We start from the raw sequence: 16,663 nt of genomic DNA, 5'->3' as shown, positions 1-16,663 counted from the left end.
GGTGGGATTGGGATCGCTGGGAAAAAGTACTTGACTGGATGGCGCACCACGGCATTAATATGCCGCTGGCTATTACAGGTGAAGAATATACCTGGTACACGGTGTATAAAGAAATGGGCTTTAGCGATCAGGAGCTGGCAGACTTTTTTTGTGGCCCTTCTTATTTTTCCTGGTTTTGGATGGGGAACCTGGATGGCTGGGGCGGCCCGCTGCCGCTTAGCTGGAGGCAAAGCCATAAAGCGCTGCAGCAGCAGATCCTTAAACGGGAAAGAGAGCTGGGCATGACACCTGTACTTCCTGCTTTTACCGGCCATGTTCCGGCTGCGTTTAAGAAAAGATTTCCAGGGGCCAGGCTGAAAGCAACCAACTGGACAAATGGCTTTTCTGATACCTATATCCTGGATTCGGAAGACCCGCTGTTTGCAACTATCGGAAAGAAATTCCTGGAAGCGCAAACCCGCTTGTTTGGTACCGACCACTTGTATTCCGCCGATACATTCAATGAAAATGAGCCTCCTTCTGATGATCCGTCTTTCCTGTCAAAGCTGAGTGCAAGGATCTATGAAGGCATGCGGCAGGCGGATACTGCGGCTGTTTGGGTGATGCAGGGCTGGTTGTTCTACAGTGACAGGAAGTTCTGGAAAGCTCCTCAGATAGAAGCCCTGTTAAAGGCCGTTCCGGATAATAAAATGATCCTGCTTGACCTTGCTGCAGAAATAGAACCTGTATGGAAAAGAACCGCCGCATTCTATGGCAAACCCTGGATCTGGAACATGCTTAACAATTTTGGCGGCAATGTAAACCTGTTTGGAAGAATGGACGGCGTAGCCAGCGGACCTGCCATGGCTTTAAATGACAGCGCTTCCGGACGTTTATCGGGCATTGGCCTGACCATGGAAGCCATTGAACAAAATCCCGTGATCTATGAGCTGATGATGCAGCATACCTGGCAAACAAAACCTGTTGACTTAAACGAATGGCTGAAAAAATATGTGCTGAACCGTTATGGTGTTGCTGATGATAGTCTGTTAAAAGCCTGGCAGATATTAAGGGCTACCGCTTACAATGGAAAAGATATAAGGGATGGCGCGGAATCAATTATTACCGGCCGCCCTACATTTGATTCAACCACCGTATGGACACGCACCCGGCTCAATTACCCGCCTGGTGAGCTATTGCCCGCATGGGACCTATTCATTCATGCTGCGAAGAACGGCGTAAATACAGACGGTTTCCGTTACGACCTTGTTGATATTACCCGGCAGGTGCTTGCCAATTACGCGCTCCCGTTACAGGCAAAATGGAAAAGCGCTTTTAAGGATAAAGACAGTGCGGCGTTTGCGGAATACAGCCGCCGGTTCCTGCAGCTAATGAGCGATATGGACGGCCTGCTGGCAACACGTAAAGATTTTATGCTGGGGCCCTGGATCGCAAGCGCACGCCGTTGCGGCACTACCGTCGCAGAACAGGCCTTATATGAACGTAACGCCCGTGACCTGATAACGCTGTGGGGTGATGCAGAGAGCCCCTTACATGAATATGCTAACCGGCAATGGAGCGGTTTAATAAATGATTTCTATAAAAAAAGATGGGCGCAGTTTTTCCAGCTGCTGCAACAATCGTTACGCCTGCAAACGGAACCTGACCTTAAATTGTTTGAAAAGCACATTAAGCAGTGGGAGTGGAGCTGGGTAAATGAGCAAAAGGTTTTTCCCGTACAGCCGGCAGGCAGCAGCATAGGTAAAGCATTGGAGGTGTATGAAAAGTACAGGTCTGAGATTGGTGCGGCGTATGAATAGCAAGCGGTTGGTAAAGCATATTTTGAAAGCCTGCATACCCGGAGAAGAATGTAAATAAACAGCAGTAGCAGAAGGGAATTGGAAAGTGGAGAAGTGTACGTTATTGTATCAAGATAAATACTGCATTTTAGACATCAGGACTGTATTATAAGGGGCTGACCAAAAAGGTTGGCCCTTTTTAGTAGTTTTTTTATTTTTGAAAGTTTTAGCCTATACTTGTTGCGTAAACTCAGTTATGAATATAAATTTTGTTTGCTACCTGTTGATACCACTTGTTGTTGCCTGTAAAGAACAAATTACGCTGCTTTAACACAAAATCCCTTATGAAAAAGAGACGATTAGCTTATTTCCTTACAAAGAAATTTTATTACCTGCCATTGATATTACTGGGCGTTGTAAGTTTTGGGTCAGGGTGTCAGAAATCAAAACAATCTAATCCCTGCGAAGGCGTACTGAGTGAAGGAATGCCTACCCAGGTGGGGCTGGTATTTGTGGATGGACAAACAGGAGAGAATATTCTTTTGGCAAAAAATATTGATACTGCAACCATAACAATTACTCCGGAACCGGCAGATCTTCCTTCAGAACAGGGTGTGATTATAAAACAATCAGGTTCACCTATGCATGGATCACTGATGTTTCATATTGCTGATACAAAAAAGGGGGCATTCAAATATAGAATAAACATTCCCACTGTAGGAAGTGCTACGCTATCTTATATTAACGAGGAAGTAAGATCGGACAATGAATGTAACCCGTATTATATAAGGGTAACTGATCCGGTGATCGAGGACCATGAGTTTACCGTTTCACGGATAAACTCCCGGCTGGTATTTAAAATAACGCTTTAATTTTCATTCCAAACATATCATAACCGGTAACTGATAACGTAAAATCACTGAAACAACTGCCTTGATACCATCAATCTATCCCGCAATCAGCCTGGCAAGCTGCTAATGCTTCTTTTCCTATTTGCTTCTTACCCCAGTTGTGTAAATGTTTAATGAACGGGATCAATTCCAGGCCGGTTTCGCTTAATGAATATTCCACTTTGGGCGGCACCTCATGGTACATTTTCCGGGTGATCAATTTATCGTCTTCTAATTCCCTTAAAGTCTGGGTAAGCATTTTAGTGGTAATATCAGGCAACGTTCTGCTTAGCTCACCGTAGCGCAGCACCGTTTTCATATTCAGGTACCACAAGATCCTCGCTTTGTATTTTCCGCCAATGCGTTTAAAAGCATAATCAACGGCGCACAACTGTGTAGTCTCGGAAGAATTTGACTTATTTTTCATTTTTATTCCTGTCTAATCCCTTGTTTATCAATAATACATACTTTTTAGTACATAAGGTACAAAAAAGTACATACTTGCCAAAGATACAAAATTGCGCTAGCCTTGCATTCAATTAAAACAAATAACAATGGACTTGAAATTAAAGGATAAGGTAGCCGTGGTTACCGGTGCATCAAAAGGGATCGGTGCAGGAATAGCAAAAGCATTTGCAGCTGCAGGCGCAAAAGTGGTTGTCAATTACGCAACCAGTAAAGAAGGCGCTGATAAAGTTGTAAATGAGATCACAAAAAATGGCGGTATGGCCATTGCTGTTCAGGGTGATGTTACCAGGTCAGCAGATGTAAAAAAGCTTTTTGAAGAAACAGGAAAAACCTTTGGCAGGCTGGATATTTTGGTGAACAATGCCGGCGTATTCAAATTTGAGCCGGTAGAGGCAGTTACAGAGGAAAGCTTCCATACACAATATAACACGCATGTGCTGGGCAACTTATTGTCTACTCAGAATGCGGTTGAAATGTTTGGGAATGGTGGTGGAAGTATTATCAATATCAGTTCAACGGTAAGTCAGAACCCCATCCCCGGCCTTGTTGTATACTGCGCCGCCAAAGCAGCTGTTGACAATATGACGAAGCTATTGGCAAAAGAGCTGGGAGGAAGAAAAATACGGATCAATACTATTGCACCGGGTGTTACAGAAACGGAAGGAACGCATAGTGCCGGAATAATTGGCGGCGACCTGGAGCAACAAATGGTGGCCCGTACGCCATTGGGCCGCACCGGCCAGCCGGAAGATATTGCAAAAGTGGCTGTTTTTCTTGCTTCTGATGATGCGGGATGGGTAACCGGTGAGCGGATCACTGTTGCCGGCGGACTGTTATAAGCCGTTAGCGCAATACTTTTAATTAGCCCCGTAAGGGGCTTTCCCCGTTGGCCGCATGCTGCTTTGGGGCGCTATCTAAGGGAAATAATCCTTATATTAGTATGGCAATTTACCGTCATGAAAAAAGTTACCCTGTCCCTTTTAGCGCTGTTTACAGCCACTTTGTCCCTTTCCGCACAAGACTCTGCGAGCCGTGTACAAACCACGCATATCGCAAATATCCTGGACAATTATAGGAGCCTCAATAATTATTTTACGGCGACCAGCTTCCGGCCGGTAGGCAGTACAGTCGGCAGCCCTTACCTGTACGATGATTGGGGACGCCTGTGGATAGATTCCATGGAAAACAAACCCGTGAAACACTCCATGGTTTATGACGCCAACGTGGACCTGCAAAAAAACACCCTCATCATCCGCGCCGCCGCCGAGGGGAAAGCATATACCCCTGAAAGCCGCTATATACAAGCGTTTCACCTGGTTAAGAATGATGTGGTAACACATTTTGTGAATGTAGATATGGACGGCCGTTTGCAGTTTGTACAGCAGCTTGCAGCAGGTAAATATTCATTGGTGAAAGCAGTAAAAGTTAAATTTGAACGCGCCAATTTTGTAGATAAAGGCATAACGCAAACAGGACATAACTACGACGAATATAAAAGAGATTATACCTATTTCCTCCTGAAAGATGGGGTCCCCGTTAAAGTGAGTTTAAAAAGAAAAAGCTTCTTATCAGCTATAGAAAAGGATGCTGCAGCTGCAGCCGCTGCGAAAAAATTCCTGGATAGCAATGATACGTCTTTTGATGAGCAAACAGCCGCGGGCCTGGTTAATGCTATTAATCAATGAGCAGATTTTATTTTAATCCTTAATTACTGACGGCAACGGCCTGTTGAATCCCGCTGCCCGCCGAATAAATGAACAGATCCTCTTTTAATCCCCAAAATCTCATGCCATGGAAAAAGTGCATAAACGATTTGTTTCGGCAACAAAATATCTGGTTGCAATTTTTACGGTGGGGCTGATCTTTCTCTTTCATAAAATGGACAATGGCAAATCAAAAGATGAGTATGACATGCTCAACGTTGTGATGAAATATGTTCCAGATGGCTCCCAGGATGAATTAACAGCCAATCAACTTGACGAAAAGATAAGGGAATGGTTGTCAAAGAAATATCCGGAACAGTACAGGAAAAATCATTATAGTAGGGTACAGTTAAGTACATTTTTACTTAATAACGGCATCACTGAACAGGAGCTGAAAAATGCAAAAGATACCAATAGCCGGCGAAATGTCTTTGCCCTGACCAATACCGGATATCAGCCCAAGGCGCCGGGCCCGGGAGTTCCGTATAAGGCTCCTGACGGTAAGTTTAATGAGCAATTAAGTGTCTTTCTTAAAAAAGTACAGCCATTGTCTGTTTCTTATGTTGCCGTCATTGATACCGCGCTAATAGACTTAAACCGGATCGAGGCAATGCTTAGGGAATCAAATGAAGATTATCTCCGGTTCCTCGAAGGGAGGCTAAAACAAAAATTGTCAAAGGAAGAAAGGGAAGAGACACTCAATGAAATAACGCTGCGGGACCTGACGGTTTCAGCCAGGCTTATCGGGGATTCGCTCAACCTGATATTTAACTGGATGAACCGGCGGCAGTCTCAAAGAAGTTTTGAACCGTTGGAACTGATAGTGCCTGTTTATGTTGATACCATTCCCGGTAAAACCGATTTACTTGCTTTAACAGGTAATACGGGTCATGTTCCGGATAGTAATGCTGTTGCCGGGTTGTCACTTATGTATGGAGAGCTTCCCAAAGCAGTTGCCCAGCAAAAGATCAGGGACAGATATTTGGGGTATTTCGAAAATATGGATGTATTGGGCTTTTCCATTCCGTACGACTCTTTTTATAAGATCCTCTTTCTTCTGGAACTGCTGATTGGGCTTTCGTTAATTAATTCCATGTTGATTGTACAGAAAAATAACTGGGCCACTATTTTCGATCATGAAGATGAGGATATTTTTGAACCGCTGATTAACAGCGGGTTACTGCGTGTTATAACATGGGGTATTCTGCCGGTATTGACACTTTTATTTGCGTTCCCATCTGGCGATATCGGCTGGAACATTAAAACTATTCTGATGACCGGTATAATCATGATCGTTTACGGAATTGCTATTGGCTTATCGTTTTCTGGCAGCAAATCTAAAAGCCGTCCAATGGTTATGCCGGTCAGTGAAGTAGCGCTGGAAAAGGCGCAGGAAAGCTGATTTTTAATACAAGCATGTCTCCCAATCTTCAAATTCCGGCTCAGCTTTATATTTATCATTTTCTTCTCTACATACCAGTCTAATCCACTAAGCTGGCCTCATTTTTTAACATTTCCCGGTAATCTATTCCTTTTAGAATATTTTCATCTCCAATTACATAAGGTAACGTACCATTGGTATAATAATAAGCAAAGTGTCTTAATACACGCTTGAAATCATCTGATAGTTTCATAATAAATTGCAATTTACCCAATCCCGTTACTTATAAAGCGGCTATATTTACTTAGTTTCCATCAGAAGCCCCTTAACAAACACCATTTTTGTCCATCCGACACTTAATAACCGCACGTTTGCATTTTTGCATAATTTGGGTATTTTTACTTCCATGCGCGACGATATCCCCGAATTGCAAAACAGAATATATAACGGTGATACACAAGCATTTAAAGAATTATATGATTACTGCTGCGCCCCATTGCTGCAGTTAGCCCTGGCCATCGTTCATAACCGGGAAATGGCGGAAGAAATAGTAGCAGATGTGTTTATTGCCGTATGGAGAAAAAGGAAAGACCTCCATCAGGTAAGCAACCTGAAATGGTACCTCTATGCGGCCACCCGTAATATTGCGCTTAACTACCTCCGTAAATATGCCCATAAAAAAACGCTGCATCTTGATGAAGCATATTCGCTGGAATATGAAATAAACCCCGAAGCGCAGCTTATCAGCAATGAAATGATGCGGCATATTAATATGGCCATCAGTGAGCTGCCCCCGCAGTGCCGCCTTATCTTTAAGCTGGTGAAAGAAGATGGGCTCAAATACCGGGAGGTAGCCGTTCTGCTGAATGTTTCCATAAAAACGGTGGAAAACCAGGTAGGCATTGCCCTGAAGAAGCTCACCAGAATGAAAGCATTCCTGATCACGCCGCTGTCTGGCGGTCAGTGACCCCCACTCAAAAAAAATTCATGCCCCTTTGGGGGTATTCTCTTCTTCGTGTTGTCTTTTACCCCGGAGCGGCCCTTATTCAACCATTTTCAATAATACTATGAGCAACGATCGTATATGGATATTACTCGGAAAACAGCTCAGCGGCGATATTTTACCCGCAGAGCTGTCAGAGCTGGAAGTTTTGCTGAAAGATGACCCGGAGGCGGCTGCTTCCCGGGACCTTGCTGCCAGCATCTGGCAAACGCCTATACAGGAGGTAAGCGCCACTCATGATAGTAAAGAACGCATTTGGGATGCGGTGAGCCCGCAGCTCCAACCGCGCCGCCACCACACTATTGTGCGCAGGCTGGTGGCAGCAGCTGCTGCGGCAGCTGTATTCGGGGTAATATGGACCGGATGGCAATTTACACGTCCGGCTGCTCCTGTGTTGCAGCAGCTCAGCTCCGCTCCGGGGGGGAAATCCAGGGTAGTGCTTCCCGATGGTTCCATCGTATTGCTCAACCGCAATACGCAGCTCGATTATGAAAAGAACGGCTTTGGCAAACAGCACCGTGAAATTACGCTCAGCGGTGAAGCCTTTTTTGATATCGCAAAAAGTGACGGTGTTCCTTTTATTATCCATGCAGGAAAAGTGAATATCCGCGTACTCGGCACTGCTTTTAATGTGAAGGCCTATGCCGGCGACAGCGCCGTGTTCACTACGCTGGTCCGTGGAAAAATAGCCGTATCGTTCCGGGAGAAAACCGTGGTGCTGCAGCCGGATGAAAAATTAACGGTACCGCTAACCCGCCTGGCGGCCGTCTTTCAGCAAAAACACCTGGAAAAGGACAGCAGCGGTCAGCTCCCTGAAATATCCTGGCTGAATAATAAGCTGGTATTTGACAATAACACCTTTGGCGAGCTGGCAGCTAAAATGAACCAGTGGTACGGCGTTACTTTTCATTTTGAATCTGACAGCCTGGAGCAGCTGCGGTTTTCCGGAATCATTGATACAGAATCAGTAGACGAGGCGCTGAACATGCTACAGCTCTCACGCCCTTTTAATTTCCAGGTCAACGGGAAAGAGGTCCGCATCAGTAACTAATACGCATTCTTCATCTTCAAAAATAAATACTATGACATAAAAGCATTACACATCCACTCACTTTACTTTTTTCACCCTCTTACATTCCATGTTATGAAAATAATGTTCCTATGGGTTTTGCTGCTCACCGGCATCATGCCCGCCTACGCAACCTCTGCCACCCAGGAAAAGATCAGCATCTCCCTGGAGAAGGTCAGCATTAAAACAGTGCTGAAAACCATTCAGCAAAAAAGCCGCTGCAGGCTTATCTACAACGACGATATTCTGCCGGAAAAACCACCGGTATCCATTCATGCAGAAAATGCCACGGTAGAACAGCTGCTTACCCAAACCTTTACCGGTACCGCGCTCCGCTACACTGTAATGGATAACAACGTTATTGTGATTGGATCGGGGCATGTAAGCGCCGCCAAAATAGGCGGCACTGTAAAAAATGAACATGGCGATCCGCTCATTGGGGTATCCGTAAAAGTAAAAGGTACCAATGTTGGTACCATGACCAATGAGAATGGCCATTTTGAGCTGCAGGCTGCTACCGGCGTTACCCTGGTATTCAGTTACGTGGGTTATGAACAAGCCGAAATAGTAAGTACTGCAGATCCCATCAACATTATCCTGAAAGAAAGCGCCAGCGGCTTAAATGAAGTAGTGGTGGTTGGTTTCGGTACGCAGAAGAAAACTTCCTCTACCGCGTCTGTAGCAGCTGTGCAGGGAAAGGAGCTGGCAAAATCGCCGGTTACCAATATCTCCAATTCCCTGGCAGGAAATGTTTCCGGCATCAGCATGCGCCCGAATGGCGGCCAGCCGGGCAGGGATAATCCTGATATACACATCAGGGGCATTGCCACAACCGGCAACAACGCACCGCTGATAGTGGTGGATGGGATCATCCGCAATAACATCAACGAAATTTCGCCCAGCTCCATTGCCTCCGTTACTGTGTTGAAAGATGCCGCCGCAGTAGCGCCTTATGGATTAGGGGGCGCCAATGGTGTTATCCTTATAACGACCAAACGCGGCAACACAGGAATGCCAACGTTGGCATTAAATTCATATTACGGTTTTCAAACGCCTACCTATTACCCTAAAATGCTGAATGCACAGGACTATATGCGCCTGCGTAATGAAGCATATATGAATGAAAATCCCGGAGGTACACAACAACCTTTCGCCGATGATCTCATTAACACGTATGCAGATCTGAACGCTAAAGATCCCGATAAATACCCCATCAGCAATACCAAAGACCTGGTACGTATGCACGCGCCCATTCAAAACTATAACCTGCAGATAAGCGGCGGCACCAAAGTAGTGCGGTATTATGCCGGTCTAGGTTTCCTTAAGCAGGATGGTATGTTTGACCCGGTGAATTACAAACGCTACGATTATAACGTAAACATGGAAATAAGCGCCACACCTACCACCACGGTATCGTTGTCCCTTATTGGCGCCATCGAAAACACCAACAGCGTAGATGCGGCCACCACACCGGGCCAGCTGTTCCGCAGCGCGTACAAGCTGATCCCCATTACCAACCTTTATTATAGTAATGGCCTCTGGGGCGAGTTTGCAGGTAATACGCCGGTAGGCATCCTGAAGGCAGGCTACTCCCACCGCAGTGCCACATCCCTGCTTAGCACCATTGCTGTGGAACAACAGCTGCCTTTCATTAAAGGGCTCAGCATAAAAGGAACCTTCAGCTATGACCCCAATGATTTTACGGTTAAAGGATGGCATACGCCGTATTACTTTTATTCACAGAATACGGCAACTACCCCTTACTCCTATACGAAACAGATCTCCACTTCAGAAGGAAGCGCTGCTCCATACACCTGGCTGAACCAGGAGTATTCAAAAAACCAGTACTTTACCTACCAGGGATTCCTCAACTATCATAACAGTTTTGGCAAACACGACTTCACAGGGCTGCTGGTAGCAGAAGCACGTAAGAATGACTCTACCGGCTTCTCTGCCCGGCGCAATAACTTTGCAGTGAATATCGACGAGCTGGGGATGGGCAGCTCCAACAAAAATGATTTTGACAACAACGGCTCCACCATTACCGGCAGCCAGCTTGGATTTGTATACCGCGTAGGTTACATCTACGATCAGAAATATCTTTTTGAAGCAGCCGGCCGGTACGACGGCCACTACTACTTCGCTCCCGGTAAACGCTGGGGCTACTTCCCTGCCTTCTCCGCAGGATGGATCATCTCTGAAGAAAACTTTATAGCGGATCATCCCTCTGCGCTGGAGTATCTTAAACTAAGGGCATCCTGGGGAAAATCAGGAAACCTGGCCGGTAGGGCGTTCCAGTACCTGAACGGCTATAATTTATATGGCAACGCCTATGCCTTTGGCAATGGTAGTATGGTACAGGGATCCAACATCACCCAGGAAGCCAATCCCAATATTACCTGGGAAATATCCACCAAAACGGATATAGGGATAGACGCTACTTTATGGAAAGGTTTGCTCAAACTGGAAGTAGATTATTTTCATGAAAGAAGAACAGGCATGCTGCTGCCACCGGCAGTAACAGTGCCGGTAGAATACGGCCTGAACCTCTCCGATGAAAACCAGGGCATCATGGAAAACCATGGTGTCGATATTTCTGCCGGTACTACCCATCGTTTCTCCAATGGCTTGCAGGTAAACCTGAACGGCAATTTCAGCTACGCCAAAAACAAAATGATCCAGGTGTTTGAGACTGCCGCCACACACGATAATCCCAACCGCAGCAGAACAGGCAGGCCCACCGGCACGCAATTCGGCTATCATGCGCTGGGATTGTTTTCCCTGGCAGATGATAAGAACAGCGATGGTATTATTGACAGCAATGACGGATACAACGTTGCCCAGTTTGGTGTGCTGCATCCCGGCGATATCCGCTATGCAGATATAGGCGGCCCCGATGGCAAGCCAGACGGAAAAATAGACTCCTATGATGAAACCGTGATCGGTAACCCGGTATACCCTTTCATCACCTACGGCTTCACACCCAGCGCCTCGTGGAAAGGGTTTGACATCAGCTTATTCTTCCAGGGAGCTGCACTGGCCAGCCTGAACTTCCGTGGTTTTCAAACAGTGCCTTTTAACAACAACAATAGTAATTCAGCCTACGAATACTATAACAACCACTGGACACCTAATACGCCCGATGGAAAGTATCCGCGTGCAAACCAGTCGCCCTACGCCAATAACACCCAGAACTCTGATTTCTGGATGATGAAAACGGGGTATCTCCGTTTAAAAACTGCCGTGCTGGGGTACACGCTGCCTGCCAATATTTCCAAAGCAATGAAGATGCAGAGCGTCCGTTGTTATGTATCCGGGCAAAACCTGCTCACTTTCAGCAAAATGAAATTCATGGACCCGGAAGTAGGTTACACTGATCTGGAAACTGCCTATCCTAATCAGAAGGTATTTGTGTTTGGACTAAATGTGAATTTTTAGATTCATCCCGTTAAACTAAAATATTATGACCCGATTCATACGTCTCTTGCCCGCTGTTATACTGTTGCTCAGTATCCTGTCGTGCAAAAAAGAATTCCTGGAAAATACCGATAAGACAAAACTTACGGATGCCATCCAGTGGAGCACCGAAGGGAATGCCGATCTTTTCCTCAATGATATCTACAGCGCATTACCTAACTATTGGAACCAGCCGGAAAACCTGGATAACTTCACCGACGATAACGACGCCGGCTTTTATTATACATCCTATAACTGGAAACAGGGCATTGTAGAAGCCTCCTCCAACGACTATACCGTATGGGGGGGCATTACCGGTTCCGGGGATCTCACCAACTGGACAACTACCTTCACCAACATCCGCAAATGCAACACTTTTATTACAGAAGTGCGTAATAATGCAGCCAACTTCACACCGGAGTGGCTGAACAAACGGCTGGATGAAGCCCGGTTCCTCCGCGCCTTTTTTTACAGTGAGCTGTGGATGCACATTGGCGGACTGCCCATTATTACCGTTCCCGCAGACAGGCGTACGATGGACAGCGCCGCCATTTATACTCCCAGGAGCACCTTTGCTGAAACAGTAAGTTTCATCACCACGCAGCTGGATTCCATCACGAAAGATGGTCACCTGCCGCCTAAATACAACAAAGGTGATGCAGATGCCGGCCGGGCCACCCTTGGTGCTGCGCTGGCCTTAAAGGGATGGGTGGAGCTCTATGCCGCCAGCCCTGCTTTCAACGCTGCACAACCCGCCGCAGGCAATGACCCCCATAAAGTAGCCGGTTATAATGACTACGATGCTCAACGCTGGAACAAGGCCGCTGCTACATTCAAACAGTTCATTGACAGCTATGGCAACGGCAAAGCATATGAGCTGTTTCCCGATCCTTCCTCCATCTGGTACGAAGCCAATGAATACCATTCGGAAGTGGTGTGGGACCGGCAGGTAGTGGCCAACATAATGGGATCTTCCTTTGAACAATATGGCGGCCCGGTGTGGATCAACGGCGCCTACTACACCTGGGGTAACTACTGCCCCACGCAGGAGCTGGTAGACCAGTTTTTTATGGCAAATGGAAAATCCATCACCGACCCCACTTCCGGTTATGATCCACAGCGCCCCTACATAGGCCGTGAGAAGCGCTTTTACGACTGGATCGTATATGACGGCGCACCCTATAAAATGACCTGGATGGACAAAGGCGATACCATATACACCCGGATAGATAAAGTACGTCCTTCCAAAAACCAGATTGATTTTGGAACTGATGATGTAGGTAACACCGGCTACTATTTTAAGAAGCGGCTTAACCCACTGGTACGGCCCGGCGGTGGCGCAGTAAGCGGCGCTAACTTTATTTATTACCGCTACGCGGAAGTATTGCTGGGATATGCGGAAGCACAGAACGAAGCCGTGGGACCTGATGCCAGCGTATACAACGCCATTAACCAGATCCGCAAAAGAGCGGGTCTGCCCGACCTGGCGCCCGGACTATCCCAGTCAGAGATGCGGACCGCTATTTATCACGAAAGGAGGGTAGAGCTCTGCTTTGAGCAGAAACGCTTTTATGATATCATCCGCTGGAAAACCGCCAGCACCGTGATGAATGTGGACAAACATGCTATGAAGATCTCGAATACGGTACCCAATAACAATTCAGGCGTGTGGAAGTACGAAGTTGTGCCACTGAACCATCCGCATGTGTTTACCGCGAAGATGTATCTGAACCCGGTGCCACAGGATGCAAGAGACCGGAATCCGAAACTTGTGCAAAACCCTGGATATTGAGTGAAGATATTCATTTAAAAAAAGTTGCAGGTCATCCCTGCAACTTTTTTTGCTTTAGAGATTTATTTGCTATTAATGGCAATAGATAGTTTTTACCTATATTACTATAGTTATTTTCGTTTAGGATAAACAGTAGATAAGTTGGACATTTTGACAAAAGATCTACTCTTCCATAACAGACAGCTATCCTGATAATTTTCTTAAGAAAAGCGGCATCTACATTAAGACCTATAAATTCATTGTACTGCTTATGAAAATAAAAGCATATGGAATTAAACAGGAAGGTGGAAAGGCGGAACCTTTTTACTATGAAAGATCTGTTGGTGAGAATGAGGTAAGGATAAAGATCCTTTACTGTTCTATTGCAAGAGGAGATGTTCAATTCATCAGTAATGACTGGGGCGATACAAAATATCCGCTTGTTCCGGGACATGAAATTGTGGGGTCTGTTGAAGAAACCGGCTCCAGGGTAACAGCGTTAAAAGTGAGCGATCTTGTTGGTGTTGGTTATCAGCAGGAGGCTTGTTTTGAGTGTGAGTTCTGTAAAGCGGGTAATGAGCAGTTTTGCGCGCAGCAAAAAGTAATTGGTGTGCATTGTTATGGCGGCCTGGCCGAACATATTGTTGTTGATAACCGGTTTGCCTTCAAGCTTTCACCGGCGCTTCATTCGGCAAAGTCCGTTCCTTTGTTATCATCCGGCCTTGCCGTGTATGCAGGAATTGTGAAAGCACAATTGCCGGCCAATTCCGTTGTGGGCGTTCTGGGAGCCGGTGGCCTTGGTCAGCTGGCAATCCAGTTCTTACATAAAATGGGGCATAAGGTTTATGCATTTTCCCATTCTTTGGAAAAGAAAGAGATGATTAACCAGCTGGGAGCTGAATTTATACTTAGCTCAAACCCGGATAGCCTATCAGCTCTGGATAAGAAATTTGATTTTATTATCTCCACCTTGAATGCCGGGTATGACCTGGACGCTTTTTTGAAGACCCTTAAACCGCAGGGGAAGTTTTGCGTGGTGGCTTCGCCTCTGGAAAAGCAGTCAATTAGCATTGGCTTGTTATACGATTATGCCCAGCGGACTATTTATGGAAATTATGTAGGTAGCTGCAAGGATATGATGGATATGCTTGATTTTGCAGCAAAGCATAATATTGAGAGCATGGTAGAGGTTATGTCATTCTCTGAAATGAATGAAGCAATAGAAAAGGTACGGACAGGAGAAGTAAAGATCCGCTTAGTATTGAAAAACCAGGAATAATATGAATTCACAGGAAAAAGTATTAGACTGTTATAACCAGGTAGCCGGCGACTATGCAGTTGAGCGTTTTGATGAGCTCAACAAAAAACATGTAGACCGGTTATTATTGAAGGAATTTGCATCTGCCAATAAAGACAAGGGCCTCTGTGCCGATTTTGGCTGCGGTCCCGGACAAACAACAAAATTCCTGTACGACAATGGCATGAAAAATATTGTTGGTACTGACCTGTCGCCTGCGATGGTTAATGTAGCCCGGAAACTTTCCCCTCAGATTAAATTTGAAACAAGGGACTTGTTGAATATCGATTATCCGTCAGCACATCTTGGAAGCGCGCTTGCATTCTACGCGATCGTACATTTTACTCTTGATCAGGTGAAGACCTGTTTCGGAGAAATAAACAGGGTGTTGAAGCCCGGGGGAGATTTTTTGTTTTCTTATCACGTAGGGGATGAGATCGTTCACTTTGACAAAGCTCATGATAAAGAAGTAGATATTGATCTATTCTTTTTTAAGACAGATGATATAGTAGCATTACTTTATGAAACGGGTTTTAATGTTATTGATGCCATAGAGAGGCGCCCGCATAAGGATATGGAATACCAAACCAGGCGGGCCTATATCTGGACCGGGAAAAAATAAGGTGGGTGTGATTCAATCTTTTGACTGTGCAACCACAATTTCAGCCAGCTCATCTTCCAGGTTATTACGATTGGCAAGGCTGTTGGTGAGTATCACAAAACCGGCGTTAAGCTGCGGGAAACATTCCAGCGAGCTGCGCGAACCGCCTGTTCCGCCGCTATGTTCAAGCACCTTATAACCTTCAGGTGTACTGTGAATAAACCAGTTCAGGCCCATGCCTTCCTTTTCGGTGCCGAATGTAACACGGTGGGACAGTGTTATAGCGGGACTAATCTCTTTGTTGTTGGCGCTGATAAATTTAACCATGTCGGCTGTGGAAGACCGTAATGCACCCATTGCAGGCAGCAGGGATACATCCCATAAGGGCACCACTTTTCGCTGCTCGTCATGCGGCCAGGCAATGCGGCTGGCCGGCAATGATCGTATATCGATGCGGGTGTCCTTCATCTGCAAAGGGGTAAGGATGTTATCTGATACCAGTGTAAAGTAGCCCTGCCCGTAAGCATCCTCCAATATAGTACCCAGCAAGGCCACTGCCATGTTGGAGTAGGAATAGACCTTGCCCGGCTGTTTATCCATCTTCATCTGGTGCAGGCCCTCATAAAGCAGCTGCCGGTTATAATTGTGCAGCGGATCAAGCGAATCGTAATCCGGCCGTTGCCACATATTGGGAAAAATGCGTGTTATCCTTGAGGTATGGTTGGTCAGGTCACGTATCCTGATGGGTATTCCCTTGTAGCTCAGGTTCGGATAATCCCCTTTCAGGTAGAGGCGTATATCATCGTCCAGCCGGATCTTTTTGTCTAATATCGCTTGTCCTAGTATGATGCCTGTAAATGATTTGGTAGTTGACCCGATCTCATAAATAGTATGGTTATCCGGAAGCTGTTTGTTGCCGGCTTTTGTTTCTCCGTAATTATAAAAGTGAACGGTACCTTTCTGCACAACTCCTATCGATAGCCCTACAGCTTTTTTATCATGGAAATAACGCCGTGCGCTTTCATCAACTAATGAATCCAGCCTGGTTAGGAGCGGGTTGTCGCCTGGTATTGCCCGTTGCTGTCCGCTGCAAAAGGAAACAGTCAGCACAAGTACAGCGTATAAAATTGAATGGAGGAAGAGGGTTGTTTTGCTTTTGGTCATAATAACGGTCATAGTGAGCGGCTTGTCTAAAGAATAATATACACTAATCTGGTTAGGAATTCAGCTTTTTTTTCATTATTTA

At 45.9% G+C, this 16,663-nt stretch carries 14 protein-coding genes; 11 read left to right on the top strand and 3 right to left on the bottom strand.

Annotated features, from left to right (window positions below):
• The coding region (locus tag KVT36_RS16015; protein WP_217604482.1) for an alpha-N-acetylglucosaminidase at positions 1-1,799 on the top strand (1,799 nt) is incomplete at its 5' end.
• Positions 1,800-2,122: 323 nt separating this feature from the next.
• The gene (locus KVT36_RS16010; protein WP_217604481.1) at positions 2,123-2,650 is read left to right on the top strand and encodes a hypothetical protein; all 528 of its coding nucleotides are present in this window, start codon (positions 2,123-2,125) and stop codon (positions 2,648-2,650) included.
• Positions 2,651-2,720: 70 nt separating this feature from the next.
• Here KVT36_RS16010 and KVT36_RS16005 read toward each other — a convergent pair whose 3' ends face one another.
• Positions 2,721-3,095, bottom strand: a complete 375-nt coding sequence (locus KVT36_RS16005; RefSeq protein ID WP_217604480.1) for a helix-turn-helix domain-containing protein — start codon at positions 3,093-3,095, stop codon at positions 2,721-2,723.
• A 127-nt stretch (positions 3,096-3,222) separates the two neighbouring features.
• Between KVT36_RS16005 and KVT36_RS16000 the strand changes: the two genes are divergently transcribed.
• From KVT36_RS16000 to KVT36_RS15990, 3 genes are all read left to right on the top strand, one after another.
• A complete protein-coding gene (locus KVT36_RS16000) occupies positions 3,223-3,975 on the top strand; it encodes an SDR family NAD(P)-dependent oxidoreductase (protein WP_217604479.1) in 753 nt (250 codons plus the stop codon).
• Positions 3,976-4,092: 117 nt separating this feature from the next.
• The gene (locus tag KVT36_RS15995; RefSeq protein WP_217604478.1) at positions 4,093-4,821 is read left to right on the top strand and encodes a hypothetical protein; all 729 of its coding nucleotides are present in this window, start codon (positions 4,093-4,095) and stop codon (positions 4,819-4,821) included.
• Between the two features lie 106 nt (positions 4,822-4,927).
• Complete coding sequence (locus KVT36_RS15990; protein WP_217604477.1) at positions 4,928-6,241, top strand: hypothetical protein; 1,314 nt, start codon at positions 4,928-4,930, stop codon at positions 6,239-6,241.
• Between the two features lie 79 nt (positions 6,242-6,320).
• Here KVT36_RS15990 and KVT36_RS15985 read toward each other — a convergent pair whose 3' ends face one another.
• Positions 6,321-6,473 (bottom strand): hypothetical protein, encoded by a 153-nt coding sequence (locus tag KVT36_RS15985; protein ID WP_217604476.1) that lies wholly within the window; start codon positions 6,471-6,473, stop codon positions 6,321-6,323.
• 153 nt (positions 6,474-6,626) lie between these two features.
• Between KVT36_RS15985 and KVT36_RS15980 the strand changes: the two genes are divergently transcribed.
• The 6 genes from KVT36_RS15980 (at position 6,627) to KVT36_RS15955 (ending at position 15,438) form a co-directional block, all read left to right on the top strand.
• Positions 6,627-7,187: an RNA polymerase sigma-70 factor gene (locus KVT36_RS15980; RefSeq protein WP_217604475.1), complete on the top strand. Its 561-nt coding sequence runs from the start codon at positions 6,627-6,629 to the stop codon at positions 7,185-7,187.
• Positions 7,188-7,287: 100 nt separating this feature from the next.
• Positions 7,288-8,274, top strand: a complete 987-nt coding sequence (locus tag KVT36_RS15975) for a FecR family protein (RefSeq protein WP_217604474.1) — start codon at positions 7,288-7,290, stop codon at positions 8,272-8,274.
• Positions 8,275-8,367: 93 nt separating this feature from the next.
• Positions 8,368-11,730, top strand: a complete 3,363-nt coding sequence (locus KVT36_RS15970) for a TonB-dependent receptor (RefSeq protein ID WP_254640034.1) — start codon at positions 8,368-8,370, stop codon at positions 11,728-11,730.
• A 25-nt stretch (positions 11,731-11,755) separates the two neighbouring features.
• On the top strand, positions 11,756-13,540 hold the full coding sequence (locus KVT36_RS15965; protein WP_217604473.1) for a RagB/SusD family nutrient uptake outer membrane protein: 1,785 nt from the start codon (positions 11,756-11,758) through the stop codon (positions 13,538-13,540).
• Positions 13,541-13,790: 250 nt separating this feature from the next.
• Positions 13,791-14,798, top strand: a complete 1,008-nt coding sequence (locus KVT36_RS15960) for an NAD(P)-dependent alcohol dehydrogenase (protein WP_217604472.1) — start codon at positions 13,791-13,793, stop codon at positions 14,796-14,798.
• Between the two features lies 1 nt (position 14,799).
• Positions 14,800-15,438 carry a class I SAM-dependent methyltransferase gene (locus KVT36_RS15955; RefSeq protein WP_217604471.1) on the top strand — a complete coding sequence of 213 codons (639 nt, stop codon included), beginning with the start codon at positions 14,800-14,802 and terminating at the stop codon, positions 15,436-15,438.
• Positions 15,439-15,450: 12 nt separating this feature from the next.
• On the opposite strand, the gene KVT36_RS15950 is transcribed toward KVT36_RS15955, so the two are convergent.
• Positions 15,451-16,593, bottom strand: coding sequence for a serine hydrolase (locus KVT36_RS15950; RefSeq protein WP_217604470.1), 1,143 nt, complete (start codon positions 16,591-16,593; stop codon positions 15,451-15,453).
• Positions 16,594-16,663 lie beyond the last annotated feature (70 nt).

The organism is Chitinophaga sp. GbtcB8 (assembly GCF_019091455.1).
In the GTDB taxonomy this organism is placed as follows: Bacteria; Bacteroidota; Bacteroidia; order Chitinophagales; family Chitinophagaceae; genus Chitinophaga.
Note: the sequence above shows the minus strand (reverse complement) of the source record. Positions and strands in the feature narration are given on the sequence as shown.

Bases quoted from the DNA above. Each gene is read 5' to 3' on its own strand.
- KVT36_RS15975 (WP_217604474.1), top strand. From the start codon at position 7,288: ATGAGCAACGATCGTATATGGATATTACTCGGAAAACAGCTCAGCGGC.
- KVT36_RS15980 (WP_217604475.1), top strand. From the start codon at position 6,627: ATGCGCGACGATATCCCCGAATTGCAAAACAGAATATATAACGGTGAT.
- KVT36_RS15950 (WP_217604470.1), bottom strand. From the start codon at position 16,593: ATGACCGTTATTATGACCAAAAGCAAAACAACCCTCTTCCTCCATTCA.
- KVT36_RS16010 (WP_217604481.1), top strand. From the start codon at position 2,123: ATGAAAAAGAGACGATTAGCTTATTTCCTTACAAAGAAATTTTATTAC.
- KVT36_RS15970 (WP_254640034.1), top strand. From the start codon at position 8,368: ATGAAAATAATGTTCCTATGGGTTTTGCTGCTCACCGGCATCATGCCC.
- KVT36_RS16005 (WP_217604480.1), bottom strand. From the start codon at position 3,095: ATGAAAAATAAGTCAAATTCTTCCGAGACTACACAGTTGTGCGCCGTT.
- KVT36_RS16000 (WP_217604479.1), top strand. From the start codon at position 3,223: ATGGACTTGAAATTAAAGGATAAGGTAGCCGTGGTTACCGGTGCATCA.
- KVT36_RS15995 (WP_217604478.1), top strand. From the start codon at position 4,093: ATGAAAAAAGTTACCCTGTCCCTTTTAGCGCTGTTTACAGCCACTTTG.
- KVT36_RS15990 (WP_217604477.1), top strand. From the start codon at position 4,928: ATGGAAAAAGTGCATAAACGATTTGTTTCGGCAACAAAATATCTGGTT.
- KVT36_RS15985 (WP_217604476.1), bottom strand. From the start codon at position 6,473: ATGAAACTATCAGATGATTTCAAGCGTGTATTAAGACACTTTGCTTAT.
- KVT36_RS15965 (WP_217604473.1), top strand. From the start codon at position 11,756: ATGACCCGATTCATACGTCTCTTGCCCGCTGTTATACTGTTGCTCAGT.
- KVT36_RS15960 (WP_217604472.1), top strand. From the start codon at position 13,791: ATGAAAATAAAAGCATATGGAATTAAACAGGAAGGTGGAAAGGCGGAA.
- KVT36_RS15955 (WP_217604471.1), top strand. From the start codon at position 14,800: ATGAATTCACAGGAAAAAGTATTAGACTGTTATAACCAGGTAGCCGGC.